This is a genomic window from Ligilactobacillus sp. LYQ135 (assembly GCF_053711055.1).
On the sequence record NZ_JBSJYT010000009.1, the window covers coordinates 24,141 to 43,420 of the forward strand.

19 protein-coding genes are annotated in these 19,280 nt (G+C 30.7%); 3 read left to right on the forward strand and 16 right to left on the reverse strand.

The annotated features are described in order from the left end of the window. Window positions 1-42: 42 nt before the first annotated feature. From ACWCL1_RS07440 to ACWCL1_RS07470, 7 genes are all read right to left on the reverse strand, one after another. The gene (locus ACWCL1_RS07440) at window positions 43-339 is read right to left on the reverse strand and encodes a hypothetical protein (RefSeq protein ID WP_454546277.1); all 297 of its coding nucleotides are present in this window, start codon (window positions 337-339) and stop codon (window positions 43-45) included. Next, complete coding sequence (locus tag ACWCL1_RS07445) at window positions 339-668, reverse strand: hypothetical protein (RefSeq protein ID WP_454546278.1); 330 nt, start codon at window positions 666-668, stop codon at window positions 339-341. The genes ACWCL1_RS07440 and ACWCL1_RS07445 overlap by 1 nt, the downstream gene beginning before the upstream one ends. Further along, window positions 668-1,948, reverse strand: coding sequence for a hypothetical protein (locus ACWCL1_RS07450; protein WP_454546279.1), 1,281 nt, complete (start codon window positions 1,946-1,948; stop codon window positions 668-670). Before ACWCL1_RS07450 ends, ACWCL1_RS07445 begins: the two co-directional genes overlap by 1 nt. Then, window positions 1,941-2,318: a DUF1310 family protein gene (locus ACWCL1_RS07455; protein ID WP_454546280.1), complete on the reverse strand. Its 378-nt coding sequence runs from the start codon at window positions 2,316-2,318 to the stop codon at window positions 1,941-1,943. Before ACWCL1_RS07455 ends, ACWCL1_RS07450 begins: the two co-directional genes overlap by 8 nt. Window positions 2,319-2,745: 427 nt before the next feature. Next, window positions 2,746-3,384: a hypothetical protein gene (locus ACWCL1_RS07460; RefSeq protein ID WP_454546281.1), complete on the reverse strand. Its 639-nt coding sequence runs from the start codon at window positions 3,382-3,384 to the stop codon at window positions 2,746-2,748. 78 nt (window positions 3,385-3,462) lie between these two features. Beyond that, window positions 3,463-4,278: a hypothetical protein gene (locus ACWCL1_RS07465; RefSeq protein ID WP_454546282.1), complete on the reverse strand. Its 816-nt coding sequence runs from the start codon at window positions 4,276-4,278 to the stop codon at window positions 3,463-3,465. Window positions 4,279-4,331: 53 nt separating this feature from the next. Further along, on the reverse strand, window positions 4,332-4,700 hold the full coding sequence (locus ACWCL1_RS07470) for a DUF1310 family protein (RefSeq protein ID WP_454546283.1): 369 nt from the start codon (window positions 4,698-4,700) through the stop codon (window positions 4,332-4,334). A 200-nt stretch (window positions 4,701-4,900) separates the two neighbouring features. Between ACWCL1_RS07470 and ACWCL1_RS07475 the strand changes: the two genes are divergently transcribed. Next, complete coding sequence (locus ACWCL1_RS07475) at window positions 4,901-5,344, forward strand: hypothetical protein (RefSeq protein WP_454546284.1); 444 nt, start codon at window positions 4,901-4,903, stop codon at window positions 5,342-5,344. A gap of 32 nt (window positions 5,345-5,376) precedes the next feature. On the opposite strand, the gene ACWCL1_RS07480 is transcribed toward ACWCL1_RS07475, so the two are convergent. The 6 genes from ACWCL1_RS07480 to glsA form a co-directional block, all read right to left on the reverse strand. Then, window positions 5,377-5,877, reverse strand: coding sequence for a DUF805 domain-containing protein (locus tag ACWCL1_RS07480; protein WP_454546285.1), 501 nt, complete (start codon window positions 5,875-5,877; stop codon window positions 5,377-5,379). A 505-nt stretch (window positions 5,878-6,382) separates the two neighbouring features. Further along, window positions 6,383-6,877, reverse strand: a complete 495-nt coding sequence (locus ACWCL1_RS07485) for a cysteine hydrolase family protein (RefSeq protein ID WP_454546286.1) — start codon at window positions 6,875-6,877, stop codon at window positions 6,383-6,385. A 113-nt stretch (window positions 6,878-6,990) separates the two neighbouring features. Continuing rightward, a complete protein-coding gene (gene glyS / locus ACWCL1_RS07490) occupies window positions 6,991-9,075 on the reverse strand; it encodes a glycine--tRNA ligase subunit beta (protein ID WP_454546287.1) in 2,085 nt (694 codons plus the stop codon). A gap of 1 nt (window position 9,076) precedes the next feature. Then, a complete protein-coding gene (gene glyQ, locus ACWCL1_RS07495; RefSeq protein ID WP_454546288.1) occupies window positions 9,077-9,994 on the reverse strand; it encodes a glycine--tRNA ligase subunit alpha in 918 nt (305 codons plus the stop codon). A 298-nt stretch (window positions 9,995-10,292) separates the two neighbouring features. Beyond that, window positions 10,293-10,979, reverse strand: coding sequence for a DUF554 domain-containing protein (locus ACWCL1_RS07500; RefSeq protein ID WP_454546289.1), 687 nt, complete (start codon window positions 10,977-10,979; stop codon window positions 10,293-10,295). A 92-nt stretch (window positions 10,980-11,071) separates the two neighbouring features. After that, window positions 11,072-12,001: a glutaminase A gene (gene glsA / locus ACWCL1_RS07505; RefSeq protein WP_454546290.1), complete on the reverse strand. Its 930-nt coding sequence runs from the start codon at window positions 11,999-12,001 to the stop codon at window positions 11,072-11,074. Window positions 12,002-12,154: 153 nt separating this feature from the next. On the opposite strand from glsA, the gene gadC reads away from it, so the two are divergent. Both gadC and ACWCL1_RS07515 read left to right on the forward strand, forming a co-directional pair. Next, entirely contained in the window at window positions 12,155-13,708 is a 1,554-nt protein-coding gene (gene gadC, locus ACWCL1_RS07510) for a glutamate:gamma-aminobutyrate antiporter (RefSeq protein WP_454546291.1), read from the forward strand. A gap of 2 nt (window positions 13,709-13,710) precedes the next feature. Next, the gene (locus tag ACWCL1_RS07515; protein ID WP_454546292.1) at window positions 13,711-15,120 is read left to right on the forward strand and encodes a glutamate decarboxylase; all 1,410 of its coding nucleotides are present in this window, start codon (window positions 13,711-13,713) and stop codon (window positions 15,118-15,120) included. Window positions 15,121-15,168: 48 nt separating this feature from the next. On the opposite strand, the gene ACWCL1_RS07520 is transcribed toward ACWCL1_RS07515, so the two are convergent. From ACWCL1_RS07520 to recO, 3 genes are read right to left on the reverse strand one after another with little or no spacing between them, the layout of a single operon-like run. Further along, complete coding sequence (locus ACWCL1_RS07520) at window positions 15,169-16,686, reverse strand: amino acid permease (protein ID WP_454546293.1); 1,518 nt, start codon at window positions 16,684-16,686, stop codon at window positions 15,169-15,171. Window positions 16,687-16,706: 20 nt separating this feature from the next. After that, on the reverse strand, window positions 16,707-18,299 hold the full coding sequence (locus ACWCL1_RS07525) for a bifunctional aspartate transaminase/aspartate 4-decarboxylase (RefSeq protein ID WP_454546294.1): 1,593 nt from the start codon (window positions 18,297-18,299) through the stop codon (window positions 16,707-16,709). Window positions 18,300-18,325: 26 nt separating this feature from the next. Beyond that, window positions 18,326-19,120, reverse strand: a complete 795-nt coding sequence (gene recO / locus ACWCL1_RS07530) for a DNA repair protein RecO (protein WP_454546295.1) — start codon at window positions 19,118-19,120, stop codon at window positions 18,326-18,328. Window positions 19,121-19,280 lie beyond the last annotated feature (160 nt).

A 19,280-nucleotide genomic window follows, 5' to 3' on the forward strand; every position in this document is an offset into this window, starting at 1 on the left:
GTTTAAATAATCAGCACACCATACATATATTGTGTTCTAAATTTAGCCACCAAAGTTTTTAATTTCATTAATAATTTGACTAACTTCATCTTTGGCACTATCGATGTATTGCCCTTTCATTGAACTATCTAAACTACCGATCGTGCCATTTAAATTTTCTGCCATTGATTGTGTGGTTTCTTTTGCTTTAGATTTAGTCCTTTTCTTATGTTTACTTAATTTTTTTAACATTGCTGGAGCTAAATTATTAGTAATTAGATCTTTTTCATATTTTTTCATAACCTTGTCTGTATCAATTGAAACATCTGGATTATCATGTAAAAAAGGGGTAATGTCCATTAGCTTTGCTCCTCATCGTATAATTTTTTTAAATTACGATAATATTCATCTTGTTCTTGCTCAAATTCACTTTGAAGACGTGCTTGTTGGCGTCTAAAATGCTCATACCATATATCTTGTGAAACATTAATTGAATTTAATCCTTGTATGGTAAACTCATCATCTTCACCCTGTAATGCTTGACGTAAATTCATTGCAAGTTCTTCAAAACAATTATTCATGTAATAGTTTTGTGCCATTAAATTTTCCTGTTGTTGCTGATATTTTTTCTCTACTTGATGAAAGTTATCCTTAAGTTCTTCTTCTAGTTTTTGAATCTCATAACTCATTAATTAAAATACCCCGCAATCTTTTCATCTGCTCCTTGAATTTTACTAATGGCTTCGTCTAGTTTTTTGATCCAACCATCTATTTTACTTTCAAGTGCTTTGAACTGATGCATTTTATTTTTAAAGTGATCAGCAACTGCGTCATATTTACCTTTATAACATCCGCCATCTTTTAAGGCATCTTTACTTTCTTGGATTGATAAATGAGTTCCAAGAGAAGCAGCACGAGATTTACTGTCTTCCCATAATGAATCACATTTATCACTAGCATCTTGGTACAATTGTTTAATAATAGTGTACTCATTTTCAATGGCATTGGAAAGTGCCCGTAAAATATTGCGTGCTGTTCCAGCATCTAACATGATTTTATCAGCACTACTTAAGTTTCCTTGGGAGAATTCTTGATATTTATCACTAATATCTTCAAATTCATCTTTTAAACCTTCTGCAATTCCATTAGGCATTAGCTTTCCGTTGGCATCAAAATAATAGCCACCCCACATATGTTGACCAACAATTCCATAATAACCTTCAGAGTTTACCAAAGTTACCTCACCAACTGTCTTTTGGCCATTATATCCTAGTGGCACAATATCTTTACGATCTACATAATTATGAATTTTGCCTTTAACCTTATCTGCCTTTGCTTTCCTAGTTGGATCTAAATTAGGATAAATATTAGGTCCTTCATACAGCCATGCACCGTGTAAACGACTAGGATCATCAAGACTAGCACAAGCAAATTGACCGTCCATTGAAGCCAATGATTGACCATACACATCAATCTCAGCATTCGGATATTCTTTTGCTACCCGATTCAATGTATCTGCCGAAGCCCAAAATTGAGGAGTTTCAACGGGAATCGATGTGAATCGAGGTCTAATAATAGGATTAAATTTGTCATTATAAAGAGATCCTATAGCTTGAAAGAAATCATTAACAGCCCAATCAGAAGCAGCATCTCCGGGATTATTTACAAAGTCTCCATCAGATCCTTGATAAACAACCGCCACATGTTTAACTTGGTTTTTAGGAACACTTAAATCTTCTTGAGAAACGATATAAGCCTGTTCGCCAGCATGATTTGCGATTGGATTACCGTCTTTATCAAAACCTACTCTTTCACGAACATAGCCTGCTGTACGTCTATCTTTTCCTTCGCCAATTATATATTTATCACCCACATCAAAATTTCTATATTCACTTTTTGCAAAATCAACATGATCTTTGTCCGTATATTGATTCCAAGATTTTGTATATTTTTTATTTTTGCTAGTCATAATAATCTCCTATAAATTTACCCAAATTTTCAGATTCTCTGTATTCATGACAATTAATATTCTCACCGCCATCATTACTATCAAATGCTATACCAAAATCTAAATCTTTGTCTCCATTAACATATCCTTGTAAACTAAAGCCTCCCATTGGATTATGTTTTACTGTATCCCATTCATAAGTGATTGTTTTAATACGATGAGCTTTATCGCCATAACGTACTTCTTGATCCATTTCTTTTTGATGTTCTTTTGCAATCTTAATCATTTCAGCTTTTTCTTGTTCACTATGAATTCTCATAATTGTGTATCCTCCAGTAATAATAACTAAAACAGAAATAATGGCTATAATAATTTTTTTATGTTTTTTCAACAAAAAACCACCTTTCTAAGCAAAAAAATAACTATAAAATAAATTGTAAACTATTTAAATATTGTTCATAAATTATTTGTTAAACTTCTTCTCACACAGCTATAATTGTTTTAATATAGTGATCTTTATCATCATAACGTACTTTTTGATGTTCTTTATCGAGCTTAATCATTTCGACTTTTTCATGTTCACTATGAATTTTCATAATTGTATATCCTCCAGCAGTAACCATTAACATTATTAAGATAATTCTAACGATTAATCTGAAACTTCTAGCTTGATAAATTAATTTCTTGAATATTTTTTCATACAAATACACTCAAATTTTATAATAAATATAATTCACATATCTAATTATATTATAGACATATCTAATTAACAATTAGAATTTTGAAATAATCAATTTTGAAATTTCGAAAGTAAGAGTTTATTTGTAGGAATGATTGCAAATCTTATTATGAATTCCATCCACATAGTTCGTAAACATTGATAATTCTAAATTTTCACAAGATTTAAGTTGTCTTGTATATTCGGTTCTCTTCTTGCTTAATTGATGTTGCCGTTGAACACACGTAACTACTAATAGACTGAAAATTAAAACTGCTCCGCTAATTAAGGTAATTTTAGCAATTAATTTTGTTTTCTTTTGGGGCAATCTACTCAATATTAATATCATAATAATGCCAATCATAATGCAGAGAATTAATCCAGTTAATCCTAAAAAGCGAAAAATAAAATTATATGAAATTGTTCCTCCCCCTTCATAATCATACGAATATGGAGCCGAAGATAAATGATTAAAAATAGCACCGAAAAAAATATTAACAAGCATTGAATCAATAATCATATATGAATCTTTGTTTCTCAATGCTTTTTTTATCAAAAATTCCGGAATTGCAAGAATAAAAAATGGAATTCCAAATGTAAAGATAAATCCCCATCCGCCTATATAAAATGCTACTCGATTTACACACCAAAAATAAAATGGCCAAAAACAAATTAAATACAACTTTCCAAGCTTTGAAAAACTTACGCTAAATTTGCTAAATTTTAAAGAATTATTCATTCAATTTACCTCTATAATCTAATTTTATTTCTGAGAATTTTTATATTCCCACATTCTTATATTTATCGATTTGCTTTTCTAACCCGCTTCACTGACTTGACCAATTAGATAATCATAACTTGAAATTGATTTACCATTGATTTCAATTAAAACAACATTACTTTGAAGATCATGATCATCTCCACATGCATCAGTTAACTCCAATGTAATTTTTGAGGTTGGAATAACTGCAAATTTTGCCGTTTTAATCCCAGTTACATTGGAATCCAATTCTGATAACTGCTCATTTTCATATACTTTTCGATTTTTTATGTACTGTTCTTTCATCATTGCTAATGTTGAATGACGTTGGACAACAGTTAATATTCCAAGACTTCCAATTAATCCGCAACTAGTAATTACAGTTGCACATAAGGCAACTATATTCTTTTTCAGTGACCATTTTGAATGATTAATTAAAATCAACAAAGTAATTCCTAACGCAATACTGATAATCAAACAGCTTAGTGAAACAAAACGCCAATTAAAAGCATAATGATACTGAACTCCGGCTTCATCATCATAAACAAGCGGACGTTTAAAAAGGCCACCAAAAATAATCAAATAAATAATATTGACGATTATAGAAGCAGTCACAAATCCTTTATTCTTATTTTTTAATGCAATTCCCATTAAAATTTCTGGAACAATGAAAATTACATATACTGTTCCAAAAGTAAAAATCAATATCCAAGGACCTGCACCGGTTAAAATACTTCGTGCACACCACAGCGAACCGATTAAGCCAGTTAAGATATATCCAGTTGCAAGATTAATGAATAGACTTTTAAATAATAGCGAGCGGTTCTTAAAAAAAACACGTTGATTTTTTGATTTTCGTTTTTCCTTAGTCATTGTTATTAACCTTTCGTAAATTCTTTATGATTTTTGTCAGTATACTGATTTCATCATTTATCCATGCCTTTCCACTCATCAATTTTATTTGCACATGTATACATTCTTGGATTAATTTCACCATTATCGCTATCAAATTGAATACCAAAATCCAAATTTTTGTCTCCATTTACATATCCATTAAGCATAAAACCATCCATTGGATTTTTTTTAACAGTATCCCATTCATAAGTAATAGTTTTAATATGATGATCCTTATCACCATATCTTACTTCTTCATCCATTTCTTTTTGATGTGCCTTTGCAATCTTAATCATTTCAGCTTTTTCGTGTTCACTATGAATTTTCATAATTGTATATCCTCCGGTAATAATCACCAGAATAGAAATAACTAATATAATGATTTTTTTATGTTTTTTCAAGTAAATAGCAGCCTTTCTGAATTTATAAAATGATTTAAATTAAATTTTAATATAGTTACATAATATTTACAAATCAATTTGCATAATTTAATTATCAAATTTAAAAATACACTAGATAAAATTCATTATGTAATTTAATAATATTTTTTCGTGAGTTATCATAGTTATGATATATAATTTTTTAATGTGAGGTTAAGTACATGAAAAAATTTAAATTTATTTATTCATTGATAACTTTATTATTACTATCTGCTTGTACATCGCAAAGTGATACGAAATCAATGAATACTTCTTCTGCAATTTCTTCATCACAAGGATCAAAATTTAAATTAAAAGAAGATACTGCCAAACAAAAAAATGACATTAATAATATTATTAAGTTATATAACCAATATGGTTTAGTAATTGATATTCAATCTTTTAATGATGGTTACTCTGTAAACTTAAAAAATACATCTTTACTGCAAGATATACGTGATAACGATAAAAATGGATTTCTTAAAAATACTATTATTCCAGTAACTCAAAAAATTAGTGCACAAACAAATACTAAAATTTACTTTAATGCAAATGATCCTAATTTAGAATTAATTGTCATCGTTAATAAAGGAATTATCGAGTATCAAATTAATTTATCAAAATAAAAAGAACTACAATTATTGCAGTTCTTTTTAAACTATTTAAGAGTATTTCGATTAAATGTTCCAGTTGAAAAACAAAATAAAATAATGACTATTAAATTATAAATTCCTGCTATATATTTAACGATAGACATCTTTAAGAAAAGTGTTATTAAAAATAAAATACTATAACAAACAAGCATTATGATTGCTAAAATTGGATGAACTCCCAAGTCTCGGAATCGTCGCATTGCAAGTGCAAGTAATGGAATAGTAAGTGCACAAAGTAAAACATAATCTATAATAACTATTTCCATTAAAATATGAACATCACCAAACATCATTGCAAACTGCCTAATTATAGATAATAGATATCCTTCAAGGTATGTAATTCCAAAGTAACAAAAAGCTTCTAACCAAAATTCCGATCGGCTAGCTTTTCCTCTATAATTAAAGGATAACTTCCAATAATTTTTCCACGCTTGTCGAAGTGATGCTTCTTGTTTGATCTTATCAAACGTTTTACGTGTTCCAAATTGTCTGGTTGGTAAGCGCATAAAATGATCGCCATAATGATACACCAAATCAATCCTATAATTCTAAAAAGCATAAAAATCCTAATAAAGTACCAAATAGCAACATAAATTGCTAATAATGGGACTATTACAAAATAACGCATGCCTGTATCTTTTAATCTTCGAGATATTGCAGCAAGAATTGAAACTAGCATTATTGGTTTAATCATTTTTATAACTACATTTAAAGCTAATGCTAAAGTCCCTAAATGTTCTAAAGAAATCAGATTAATAATGCTCATAGCCACTATAATAACAATATAGAAAAGCATATTCTACCAAAATCCTGCACGAGTAGATACTCCATTAAAATCAAAAAAACCTTTCCAGTAATCTTTCCATGCTTGGGTAAAAGTTACTTTTCCCTCCTCATATACAATTTTCACCTAGTAATAACCACCTTTAAATTAATTATATAATCTATCCCTACTCAAATAACAGATAGTCAACTTATCAAATTGTAATATATAGAATGCTATATTACAAATTAATTTTTAAAAGTTAAGAATCTTTTATCCCAAATTTTTTCATAAAAGTTAATTATTTCACCGGCTTTTAAATAATCATTATCAAAAGTTGTAGTAGTTTGATGAAGCATCGTTATTTTATAGCCAAGATCATGAGCAACCTTAATTGTTGTATCAACACAATACTCTGTTTGAGCACCACAAATTTGAATTTTTCGTATATTAAGTTTCGTTAATAAATTTTTAAGTTCAGTTTTATAAAAAGAATCTGCATGTACTTTTTCAATATAGTAATCGTCATCACTATTATGTAAATCTGAAACTAATTTCCATTCGTTTGATCCATGTTTTAAAGAAGAATCATTATGTTGAATAAAAATCACTGGCTTTTTATTTAAATGAAATTTGTCAATTTCATTATTTATATTTTGGATTATGTTTTTATAATTATAGATTTTTCCATTTTTACAAACTCCATTTTGTAAGTCAATTACTAGTAATACATCTGATAACATTAAAAAATCTCCTTCTTTTTAAATTTTTCCATCTCATTGAATCCTTAATTTTTATTATAGTAAAAAAACTCATTGAATTCAGCATCTCACATGCTAAGTTCAATGAGTTTATTTTATTTAACGTTTAAGTTATCTAATTCACCAAAGCTTTCTGCTAAATCTGCAATTTGCTTAAGTTGAAGTAAACGATTGTTTTTAACTTTTTCATCTTTTGACATAATCATGGTTGAGTCAAAATATTTTGTGATTGGCAATTTTAAGGAAGCTAATTTTTGGAATTTTTCTTCTAAATCAGCTTCTTCAAAAGCTGCTGCAATTTGCTTAACTGCATTTGCAAGTTCCTTTTCAGCTTCATTTTCGAATAATTCCGTATCAACAATTGCATCCTTTTCAAATTCAGGTGCTTTTTTAGCCATCCGACTAACCCGCGTTAAAGCTTCAATTGTTTCTTTGAAATCTTCATCTTCAAGATGTTTTCCTAAAATTCGTGCTGCTTCTTGAATATCTACAAAAGTATTTTTAGGACTAGCAATTACTGTATCTAAGACATCATGCCGCATACTTTTATCGCCATTCATAATTTGAGCTAATCGATCCATGATAAATTGTTGCATGTCTTTTTGCTCTTCTTTTGGCATGATATTCTTGTATAGATCTGGACGTTGTTCCATTGATTTTTCAATAAATTGTTGCATTGTAGGAACTGAAAGTTTCCAATTACGATCAAGCGCAATGCGAATAATTCCAAGTGCTTGACGTCGCAATGCATATGGATCATTTGAACCGCTTGGGATCATACCAGCTGCAAAGAATGCTTGGATACTATCTAATTTATCAGCAATTGAAAGTACAGCTCCAACATTTGATTTTGGCAATTCTCCTTCAGCACTTGTTGGTAAATATTCTTCACGAATTGCAGTTGCAACGTTATCATTTTCACCCTGTAAACGTGCATAAATTTCACCCATTATTCCTTGTAACTCTGAAAATTCGCCAACCATGCCAGTAACAAGGTCAAATTTATAAATCCGAGCAGCCCGGTCAAGATCCTTTAATTCTTGTTCATTTAAGCCCACAAATTGGCCAATTTGAGCAGCTAATAAACGAACTCGTTCCATTTTTTCAGAAACTGTTCCGATTTTATCATGGAACATTACCTTATCTAATCGATCTACATAATCATCAATTGAGTGCTTTTGATCTTCTTCATAAAAGAATTTAGCATCTTCTAAACGAGCAGTTAATACTTTTTCATTTCCTGAAATCACATTTTCGATATATTCTTTATTCCCATTACGAACAGAAACAAAATTAGGCAAAAGGTTACCATTTTGATCTGTTACATAGAAGAAACGTTGATGATCTTTCATAGAAGTGATTAATACTTCATCTGGCACTGCGAGATATTTTGAATCAAATGAACCTGCAAAAACAGTTGGAAATTCAACAAGATTATTAACTTCTTCAAGTAGATCTTCATCAACTACAATATTCCAATTATTGTTTTGTGCAAGCTCTTTAATTTGATTACGAATCATATCTTTACGTTCTTTAGCATCAGCAATCACCATTTCTGAGCGTAAATCTGCTACATATGAATCAGCATTTTGAATATCAATAGCTTTTCCTAAGAAACGATGGCCTTGAGTTGTTCTGCCAGATTTAATGTTTAAGATTTCAAATGGAACAACTTGATCATCTAATAATGCTACGATCCAGCGAATTGGACGTACATATTGAAAATCGTTTGCTCCCCAACGCATCATTGTAGGGAACTTAAGATCCATAGCTACTTCTTTCATTCCTTGCATTACTTCAGCAGCTTTTTTACCAGGAATGAATTTTTTTACATATACATATTCTGTTCCTTTTAATTCTTTAAAATAAATGTCATCAACTGATACGCCTTGTCCACGAGCAAACCCTTGAGCTGCTTTTGACCAGTTACCATCTTGATCATAAGCAATTTTTTTAGCAGGTCCTTTAGCTTCTTCTTCAATATCTGGTTGTTTATCAGCAAGACCACTAACCTTAACTGTTAATCGTCGTGGAGTTGAAAAAGTTTGTATTTCATCAAAAGATAAGCGTTGCTCATTAAGAAAGTTTTCTGTTTTTGCAACTAATTGAGCTGCACTTGGAGTAACAACATGTGCAGGAATTTCTTCTAATCCAATTTCAAGTAAAAATGTATGTGCCATGTTATTTATCCTCCTTTAATAATTGTTGCCGTAATTTTTCATCTTTAATTAGTGGGAATCCTAAACGTTTACGTTCAGCCACAAATACTTTGGCAATTGCACGTGCCATATTACGAATTCGGGATAAGTAACCTGCACGTTCGGTTACTGAAACTGCTCCACGTGCATCTAACATATTAAAAGTATGGCTACATTTCAATATATAGTCATAAGCGGGATGAACTAATTTTTCATCAATTAAACGTTTAGCTTCTTTTTCATATGTGTCAAAGGCTTTAAGTAACATTTCTTGGTTGCTTTCTTCAAAAGCATATTTAGAATGCTCATATTCAGGTTCCTTAAAAATATCGCCATATTTAACACCATCAGCCCATTCAAGTTCAAATACTGAACTTACATCTTGAATGTATGATGATAATCTTTCTAAACCATATGTGACTTCCGCAGCAACCGGCTTAACTTCAAGACCACCAACTTGTTGGAAATAGGTAAATTGAGTAACTTCCATTCCATCTAACCATACTTCCCAACCAACACCTGCACATCCCATTGAAGGATTTTCCCAGTTATCTTCAACGAAACGAATATCATGTTCTTTTGGTTCAATTCCTAAAGCACGTAAACTATCTAAATATAAATCTTGAATATTATCAGGATTTGGTTTCATCAATACTTGGAATTGATGATGTTGATATAAACGATTAGGATTTTCACCATAACGTCCATCTGCTGGGCGACGTGAAGGTTCTACATAGCACACATTCCATGGTTCTGGCCCAATTGCACGTAAAAAGGTATATGGACTCATTGTTCCTGCCCCTTTTTCTGTATCATATGATTGCATTACCATACAACCTTGTTTTGCCCAGAATTGTTCAAGCGTCATGATAATGTCTTGCATTGATAATTTTTTGGACATATTAAATTCTCCTTTAAATAATTATTTGAAGAAACAAGATCAGCGCACAAAAAAATCCCTACGTAACGCCAATCTGGTTACATAGGGACGATTCTTCCAATCGCGGTTCCACCCTACTTCTAGGAAAACCTAGCAACTTAATTCATTGAAGCTCCGAAAATGCCAAGTTCAAAAACCGCATATCTGATTTCACCATCCAGACTCTCTGTAAATTAGTTTAAAGAACCATTTTTTCATCTACGTTTCATCTATATTCTGTCGCTATCATAATCTAAAATTAAGCCCTTGTCAATGATTATTATTTAATTAGCATTTGAAAAGCACCATAAACAATTGGTCCTAAAAGCGCGGGTAAAAAGTTAGCAACTTTAATCCGCTTAATTTCTAAAATATCGCATGCAAGCGCTACAATCAATAATGATCCCACTGCACTAATTTCATTAATTGTGCTACTTGTCAATAATGGTTGAATAAAGGTTGCACATCCATAAATGATAGCTTCATAAAGGAATACAAATGGTCCAGCAAGTAAAACACTGTATCCAAAAATGGCGCCATAAACTAAAGATGTAATTGCATCTAAAATCACCTTGAATAGCATCAAACTTGTGCTTCCTGATAAAGCAACATCTAAAGGACCTACAATTGACATTGAACCTACACATTCAATCATAAAAACTGTTACAAAGCCATCGACAAAATGAGGATCACTTGTTTTCATCTTTGATTTAATAAAATCACCAAAATGATTAAATTTCCCATCAATATCAATCCATACACCAATTACCGATCCAATTACTAAACTTACTAACATCAATAGTGGTTGTTTAGTAGCAATCGCTCCTTGGATGCCAATAATTCCTACACAAAGAGTAGCAATTTCCATCATTGAATTAATTTGACGGTCAGATAAAAATTTTTGTAGTGGTTTACTTAGCAAACCACCAATAGTAATACCAACTAAATCCAAAAATACATAAAACATTCTAAATATTCACCTATTCTACTGTATATCTCACACGAAATAATTATCGGTAAAAACTAGGAGAATATCAAGTAAAATATGCATTTTAATAATTAATTGAAAATATTTAAGCTTAAATCACTTACAAGCATGCCTAATGCTTGCATTCCAGCAACACTATTTCCGGCTTTATCTAAAGAAGGACCAAAAACTCCAATTCCAGCCTTTTGAGGAACTGCTGCCATTAAACCGCCACCAACTCCACTTTTAGCAGGAACTCCAACATGAGATGAAAAGTCTCCAGATTCATCATATAGTCCAGCAGTTGTCATAATTGACTTAACAATAGTTGCGTTTTCTTCTTTTAAAATCCGTTTATTATTCCATGGAGCAACTCCTCCATTAGCTAATAAAGCAGCTAAGTTTGCAAGTGATTTAGTTGTAACATTAACAGAACATTGTTTAAAATAAGAATCCAAAATATCTTCCACATTACCTTCAAACATATTGTTTGCTTTCATGTAGTATGCGAGTGAACGATTAACGTCACCTGTACGTGATTCTGAATGATAAATTTCTTCATTTAAAGTTAAGTGATCATCATTACAAATTACTTTCATAAATTCTAAAATATTTGCAAATCTCTCTGTACTATTTTCACCATCAATCATTGAATTAATTACAATTGCACCTGTATTTACAAATGGATTCATGGGATAATGACGTTTATTAATTTCCATGTTTAAAATTGAATTAAATGGAAATCCAGTAGGTTCTTCATCTACGTGTTTGAAAACATTATTAAGTCCATTTTCCTCTAAAGCTAAAAGTAAAACAGGAACCTTAGAAATACTTTCAATTGCAAAGGTACTGTTTGTATCTCCTGAGTTATAAATCGTATTTGTCTTTAAATCATAATATGTTATTCCGAGTTGTTTCGGATCTACTTTGCCTAATGCAGGAATATAAGTAGCAACATGCCCTTGAGCATATGAGTCAAATGACTTGTTAATTACATTATCTAATACTGTTTGAATAGTCATAAAATATCCCTCCTTTATATAGGTTTTAATGCATATGGTTTTTAATTGCAATCTTTTAGGTATTAGAAAAAAGCAAAGAATTTATTAATTAAATTTCATTGCAAACATCAGACAAATGACCATAATTAAAAAGTAAGAAAGGAGGTTATTTTTATGGGCTCAAAGACATCATCTAAAAATAAAAAGATTTTGTCATTATTTGGCTTTTTTGCACTTACATCTTCGATGGTGCTTACAGTATATGAATATCCTACTTTTGCGACTTCGAAGTTAAACCTAATTTTCTTTGTAATTTTAGGTGGGCTATTTTGGTTCTTACCAACTGCTTTGGTTTCAGCAGAAATGGCTAGTGTAAAAGGATGGGAAGACGGTGGTGTTTATAGTTGGGTAAGCAATTCTTTAGGAAATAAATGGGGATTTGCTGCTATTTTTTTCCAATGGTTTCAAATTACAGTAGGATTTGTCACGATGGATTATTTTATTATAGGAGCGCTCTCAATAGTTTTTGATTGGCCGGCTTTAAATAATTCACCAGTGGTCAAATTCCTAGGAGTATTAATTATGTTTTGGATTCTAACATTTATTCAAATGCTAGGAACTAAATATACCGCAAGAATCGCCAAAATGGGCTTTGTTGGTGGAATTTTAATTCCATCAGTTATCTTTTTTATATTATCAATTGCATATATTGCACAAGGAAATGCTTTACAAATTTCATTTAACATAAAGAATTTAATTCCAAATTTTTCTAAAATATCTACTTTAGTAGTTTTTACATCCTTTATTTTAGCATTTACTGGAATTGAAGCATCAGCATCACATGTTAATGAATTAAAAAACTCATCTAAAAATTATCCAATTGCAATTTTAATGTTAGTTATTTTAGCTATTTCACTTGATGCTTTAGGTGGAATTAGTGTTGCCGCAGTTGTTCCTCAAAAAGACTTATCATTAAGTGCTGGTGTAGTTCAAGCCTTTAAGTCTCTTTTACTACACTTTAATTCACATCTAGATTGGCTAGTAAAATTACTTGCATTAACAATTGTTTTTGGAGTTATTGCAGAAATTAGTTCTTGGATCATTGGGCCTTCTCGTGGTGTCTATGTTGCTGCTCAACAAGGATTAATGCCTAAAATATTTCGTAAAGTTAATAAACATGGTGTCCCCGTTCCTTTATTAATCGCTCAAGGAATTGTTGTCACTATTTGGGATGCAGTTTTAACATTTGGTGGCGGTAGCGATAATGTTTCATTTTTAGCTGCTGTATCATTAACAGTTGTTATTTACTTAGTTTGTTACTTACTAATGTTTATTGCTTACTTTAACTTAGTTTATAAAAAAGAAAATTTAAAACGAACTTACAATGTCCCTGGTGGTAAAGTAGGTAAAACATTATTTGCATTGTCAGGATTATTAACATCAATTTTCGCTTTTGTAGTTTCATTTGCCACTCCATCTGCACTACCACCGCAAGATGGAAAAATTTATCAAGTTGTTTTGATTTGTAGTTTCATAGTAGCCTTAGTTATCCCATTTATTATTTATGCATTTAGAAAGCATTTTGGTAATAAAAATGACGACTTTAAAATTAAACATTTTTCAAGTACTGACATAAATAAATTCGTAAGACCTGTGGGTAGAGGCGAACATTATATGCAACATGAATTGCAAAATAAAAAAAATAACACTAACATAAAGGAGAGATAATTATGTTATTTGACAGAAATTCTCAAGAAGAATCCAAATATTTAGACCCTATCTTTGGTAGTAAAACAGAAACTAAAGATTTGCCTAAATACAAATTTGCAAATGAATCAGTTGAACCAAGAGTTGCCTATCGTATGGTTAAGGATCAACTTGTTGATGAAGGTAATGCTCGCCAAAATTTAGCCACCTTCTGTCAAACATATATGGAACCAGAAGCAACTAAAATCATGGCAGAAACCCTTGAAAAAAATGCTATTGATAAATCTGAATACCCACGAACTACTGAAATTGAAAACCGTTGTGTTAATATGATTGCTGACTTATGGCATGCACCTGAAAATGAACATTTTATGGGAACTTCAACTGTAGGTTCATCAGAAGCATGCATGCTTGGAGGATTAGCAATGAAATTTGCTTGGCGTGAACGGGCTAAAAAATTAGGTTTAGACTTAAATGCACATAAACCTAATCTTGTAATTTCTTCAAGTTATCAAATTTGCTGGAAGAAGTTTTGTACTTACTGGGACATTGAATTACGTGAAGTTCCATTAGATGAAGATCATTTATCATTGAATATGGACAAAGTAATGGATTATGTTGATGAATATACTATTGGAATTGTTGGAATCATGGGGATTACTTACACTGGTCAATATGATGATATTAAAAAATTAGATGAACTTGTAGAAGAATATAATAAACACACCGACTATAAAGTTTATATCCATGTTGATGCTGCATCTGGTGGATTCTATACTCCATTTATGGAACCAGATATTGATTGGGACTTTAAACTTAAAAATGTTGTTTCAATCAATGCTTCTGGTCACAAATATGGACTTGTGTACCCTGGAATTGGTTGGGTTTTATGGCGTGATAAAAAATACTTGCCAGATGATTTAATTTTTAAAGTAAGTTATTTAGGTGGCGAAATGCCAACAATGGCAATTAATTTCTCACGAAGCGCTTCTCAAATTATTGGACAATACTATAATTTTGTCCGCTATGGTTATGCAGGTTATCATGATATTCATTTACGTACCCATGAAGTTGCTGAATATATTATTAATGAAATTCAAAAAATGGGACGCTTTAGAGTAGTTAATGGCGCTGAACATCTTCCAATTCTTTGCTATACACTAACTGATGAAGCTAAAAAAAATCAAGCTTGGACTTTATATGATTTAACTGATCGTTTAAGAATGAGAGGATGGCAAGTTCCAACATATCCAATGCCAAGTAACTTAAGTAATTTAATCGTTCAAAGAATTGTCTGTCGTGCCGATTTAGGAATGAATGAAGCTGTTGAATTAATTGAGGATATGAAAGCTTCAATTAAAGAATTAGACAATGGCAAGATATTAAATGAGATTGATAAGAAAAAACCAGTTAAATATGGTTTTATTCACTAATTAAATTAACATAGATATAAAAAAATAAAGCAGACCAATTTGTCTGCTTTATTTTTTCTTTTTCTCATTAAATTCTTTTTCCGTTAAATATTCAGGTCGTCCCATTGGATGAACAAATTTATTCACATCTTCACTATGCAGATGATGAATCGTAAAGTTTTGATTTTGCCCACCGAAATGTTTTCTAAATGCATAAATTATAAACGGTAAAATTACAGCAATTAAAAAACTCCCAATAAGAACAACTTGATATATGTGACCTTGTCTCTTTGATAAAGATGATGGAGTCACGAAGGAAATCAAAAATGCAAAAATAGATAATAAAAGTCCAAAAGTGGCTAAAATTGTTTTTCCAGCCTTACTTTTAACTGCATTGTATGATCTTTCTTTATACGGATATTTATACACTAAACTAAAATAACTTGTAAAAATCAAAATATAGCATAGTAAGTAAATGACTACTGTTAAAGAAACCGCAGCTAGAAATGATACATTATCACTTCCTCCTCCGAAAGTCAAAACGGCATCCCATATAGATACTATAATACCTTGGAGAATTAAGATTGGAACGGGAACATCATGCTTATTTAATTTACGAAAAATTTTAGGCATTAATCCTTTTTGAGCAGCTACATACATTCCTTTCGAAGGACCAATGATCCATGAACCAACCTCAGAAATTACCCCAAATGCAATTAAAAACGCCATGATCTTTACTAACCAATTTAAACTAGAATCAAGATTCAACAATAAAGATTTAAAGGCTTGAACTACTCCTGCACTTAATGATAAATCTTTTTGCGGAACGACGGTTGCAACACTTAAACCACCTGCTCCATCCAAAAAAATTGTTAAGATTGTCAAAATTAAAATGACAAGTGGGTAATTTTTACTAGGATTTTTTAATTCATTAACATGTGGTGCAGAAGCTTCAATTCCACCAAATGCTAAAATAAAGGATGATGCAACTACTAACGTTGATAATTGTGTAAAGTTAGGAATAAACTCATTCCAACCAAACTTAATTTGCAAGGCTCCACCTTTAAAAATATAGATTAGTGCTAAAATTAAAAAGAAAATGGAGGGGAATAAAATTCCTGCGATAAATCCAATTTGGTCAAGTTGAGCTGTTTTTTTAGTTCCTGATAATTGTAATAATGTTAAACTCCAAAAAATCACTAAGACGCCAATAAATTTAATTAATGGATTCTCATTTAATGCAGACCAATTAAAAATATATGCAAAAGCCCCTAAAATGAAATAACTCATCGTTACAAAACCAACTGTTGATTGAAACCATTCAAAAAAAATGGCTGCAAATCCCCATTTTTCACCTAGTGCATTACTAATCCAACCATAAACTCCACCTTCTTCCCAACCTTTTACGCTAGCCATTTCAGCACAAACTAACGATAATGGTAAAAACCAAAAGATTCCAAAAAGAATTACAAAGAATAATGAATGTAATTTAGCAGTTGCGAATGTAGGATATTCATATACTGTCAAAACCATTAAGGCAGTCAAAGAAAGAAAATTAAACATTGATAACTTTTTACTTTTTCCCATAAAACCACTTCCCCAAGTTATTATTTATTTTCTGAATTTAAATATCTTGTATAATATTCTTCCAATACCTCATTGATTTTTTGAGCAATTCTCAAATATGCTTTGCTTGGCAGATTTGCTTCAGATACTCGGATAATACCAGGTTGAGTTCCAAACCCAACTCCATCCATTAAAACAACTCCATTATTTTCAGAAAGTTTTGTAAGGAAATCAATTTGTGCAAATGATTTTTCGAAGTATTTTCTGAATTTTTTACCATACTTTTCTTCTGCTAACTTATAAATATCAATTAAAGTATAGTATTTCGCATTTGTCCTTGAATTATCTGGTTCAATGCCAAGGCCTGTTATTAAATCTGAATAACGTTTATTGACGACATAACGTGATTCATCGATATATTGATCTGTAGATCCAATGGCATAAACTAAATGAGTTAATGCAAATAAAACTTCCATCATTTGTTGTGGTGTTGATAATCCAGAAGTATGATACAAACCAATTGAGCGACTATCTGCAGCTACTCTTTCAATAAATGGAAGTTTTTCTGGAGTAGTATTAACTAGACTATAACGTTTATTCACTTCTTTTTTCTCTTCTGTTGGTAGTTGACAAATTAAACGATCAAAAATATTATCTTTGTTCATTGCCAATAATCCTAAGCGCCATCCTGTAGCTCCATAAAGTTTTGAAAATGAGTATATTAATAATGTATTTTTAGGAGCAATACTATAAACACTTTGAAATTCATCAACAAAAGTTCCGTACACATCATCCGTAATAATCATTAAATCAGGATTTGCAGTAACTACCTCTTTAATTTTTACTAAAACATCATCACCGAATGCGCGTGAGGCAGGATTGGTTGGATTAACAATAAATAAAGCTTTAATTGAAGGATCTTTTAATTTATCTAACTCCTCAGGATCAACATTCCAATTTTTATTAGGATTAGCTTGTAATTTTACTTCTACCAGTTCATAATCATTTAACTTAGGAATTTGCAAATAAGGAGTAAAAATTGGTGTATTAATTGCAATCTTATCGCCTGGATTAATCAAGTGATTTTCTGCTAATGAATGAAAAAGATAAACAATCGCCGCTGTCCCACCTTCAGTTGCAAAAAGTTCAGTTGAATTAGCTAATTTTACTCCATTGTATAAAGTTGATTCTAAATACTTATTCAAAATAATTTCTGCATTCTTTAAAATTCGATTAGGAGTAGGATAAGTGTTTCCAATTACCCCATTTGTCACTTCGGCAACAAAATCATCTAAATCTAATTGTAAATCATTTTCTACATAGTGAAGAATATCTTTTATAAAAGCATCTGTTGCACTTTTTTCAGGATCAATAAATTTAACTAATTGCTTATAAATTCCTTTTTTTTCAATATATCCAACTAAATCTCCCCGATTAATTGTTCTTTCAGATTCTTTGATTCCAAATTCAGTAAAACGATTAAAAGCTAATCTTGCTTTTTTATTGATCCAATTAGGATTTCCCTTACCTGCATTTAAAAATTTGCGATTATTTTTTTTGGCTAATTTAAGCATCAAACTGCTAATTTCAAAAGCGCCTAATTTTTCTAAGGCTTTTTTTTGATCAGCATCCATAATAAATCTATCCCTTCTATATTCACTTACTCTTGTAAATCTTTTTTATGATCAAATATTTTATCCCAGGAACTCATTTGATCTAAAAATTTTTTAGCTTTTACATATACTCCCACTTGATTATTATAAATTTCGTCTAGTGCTCTTCGTAAATTAAATTTAGTTGCATCTTTAACTTTAATTGAATTTAACTTAGTTAGATCAATAACACTAAATTTTCTTAAAAAATAAATCGTTCTCTGGTCTAAATGTAATCTATTTGGATCTAAATTCCAATGATTTTGACATAGTAATCCCCCATAGCTTTCAGAATAATCAAAAGGCAGATTCGTGCGGTTACATACTACACATCCTTGCCAATTAGGCTGTACTCCAAAACATCCTAAAAGTTTAACTTCTACTATATTAGTAATAATTTCCGGATCACATTCCTCATTAATTAACTGTAATGCCATTTCAATTTGGTTGAACCATAATTGAATTGAACTAGTAGAATCGGTAAAAGCTTGCCTTGTTAATCCTAGAATATAAGAAGCATATGCATTTAATTGAATGTCTTGACTAATGGTTTGATATTGTTCTACATCTCGTGTAGCAGAAATAAAGGATAAACCATTATCATTTATTTGTCCAATATAAGTTCCGTGAGAAAATGGTAAAATTGCTGCTCCCATTTTAAAACCACGTTTATGAGCTCCTCGAATAAAAAAATTCTTGAAACCAAAACGATCAGTTAGCATTGTTACGAGCATATCGCATTCACGGTAATTTTTTCGTTCAACGACAATTGCATTAAACTCTTCATTAAAATGATTACTCATGTGCTCACCTCACTTTTTATCATTTCTCAATGTATTTTAATATACTCCATAATGTAATTATTTTCATTAGATTGACTTAATTAATTTCATTTAAGTCATTTTATTTAATGGCGAAAATGCTTTATGCTAATATAAAGATGGAGTATAGAAGTTTGCAAAG

Excerpts from the sequence above, each read along its gene's own strand:
- ACWCL1_RS07480 (WP_454546285.1), bottom strand. The coding sequence starts at position 5,877 with ATGCGCTTACCAACCAGACAATTTGGAACACGTAAAACGTTTGATAAG.
- ACWCL1_RS07520 (WP_454546293.1), bottom strand. The coding sequence starts at position 16,686 with ATGGGAAAAAGTAAAAAGTTATCAATGTTTAATTTTCTTTCTTTGACT.
- recO (WP_454546295.1), bottom strand. The coding sequence starts at position 19,120 with ATGAGTAATCATTTTAATGAAGAGTTTAATGCAATTGTCGTTGAACGA.
- ACWCL1_RS07465 (WP_454546282.1), bottom strand. The coding sequence starts at position 4,278 with ATGACTAAGGAAAAACGAAAATCAAAAAATCAACGTGTTTTTTTTAAG.
- ACWCL1_RS07475 (WP_454546284.1), top strand. The coding sequence starts at position 4,901 with ATGAAAAAATTTAAATTTATTTATTCATTGATAACTTTATTATTACTA.
- ACWCL1_RS07525 (WP_454546294.1), bottom strand. The coding sequence starts at position 18,299 with ATGGATGCTGATCAAAAAAAAGCCTTAGAAAAATTAGGCGCTTTTGAA.
- ACWCL1_RS07440 (WP_454546277.1), bottom strand. The coding sequence starts at position 339 with ATGGACATTACCCCTTTTTTACATGATAATCCAGATGTTTCAATTGAT.
- glyS (WP_454546287.1), bottom strand. The coding sequence starts at position 9,075 with ATGGCACATACATTTTTACTTGAAATTGGATTAGAAGAAATTCCTGCA.
- ACWCL1_RS07500 (WP_454546289.1), bottom strand. The coding sequence starts at position 10,979 with ATGTTTTATGTATTTTTGGATTTAGTTGGTATTACTATTGGTGGTTTG.
- ACWCL1_RS07485 (WP_454546286.1), bottom strand. The coding sequence starts at position 6,877 with ATGTTATCAGATGTATTACTAGTAATTGACTTACAAAATGGAGTTTGT.
- ACWCL1_RS07450 (WP_454546279.1), bottom strand. The coding sequence starts at position 1,948 with ATGACTAGCAAAAATAAAAAATATACAAAATCTTGGAATCAATATACG.
- ACWCL1_RS07445 (WP_454546278.1), bottom strand. The coding sequence starts at position 668 with ATGAGTTATGAGATTCAAAAACTAGAAGAAGAACTTAAGGATAACTTT.
- glyQ (WP_454546288.1), bottom strand. The coding sequence starts at position 9,994 with ATGTCCAAAAAATTATCAATGCAAGACATTATCATGACGCTTGAACAA.
- ACWCL1_RS07515 (WP_454546292.1), top strand. The coding sequence starts at position 13,711 with ATGTTATTTGACAGAAATTCTCAAGAAGAATCCAAATATTTAGACCCT.
- ACWCL1_RS07460 (WP_454546281.1), bottom strand. The coding sequence starts at position 3,384 with ATGAATAATTCTTTAAAATTTAGCAAATTTAGCGTAAGTTTTTCAAAG.
- glsA (WP_454546290.1), bottom strand. The coding sequence starts at position 12,001 with ATGACTATTCAAACAGTATTAGATAATGTAATTAACAAGTCATTTGAC.
- gadC (WP_454546291.1), top strand. The coding sequence starts at position 12,155 with ATGGGCTCAAAGACATCATCTAAAAATAAAAAGATTTTGTCATTATTT.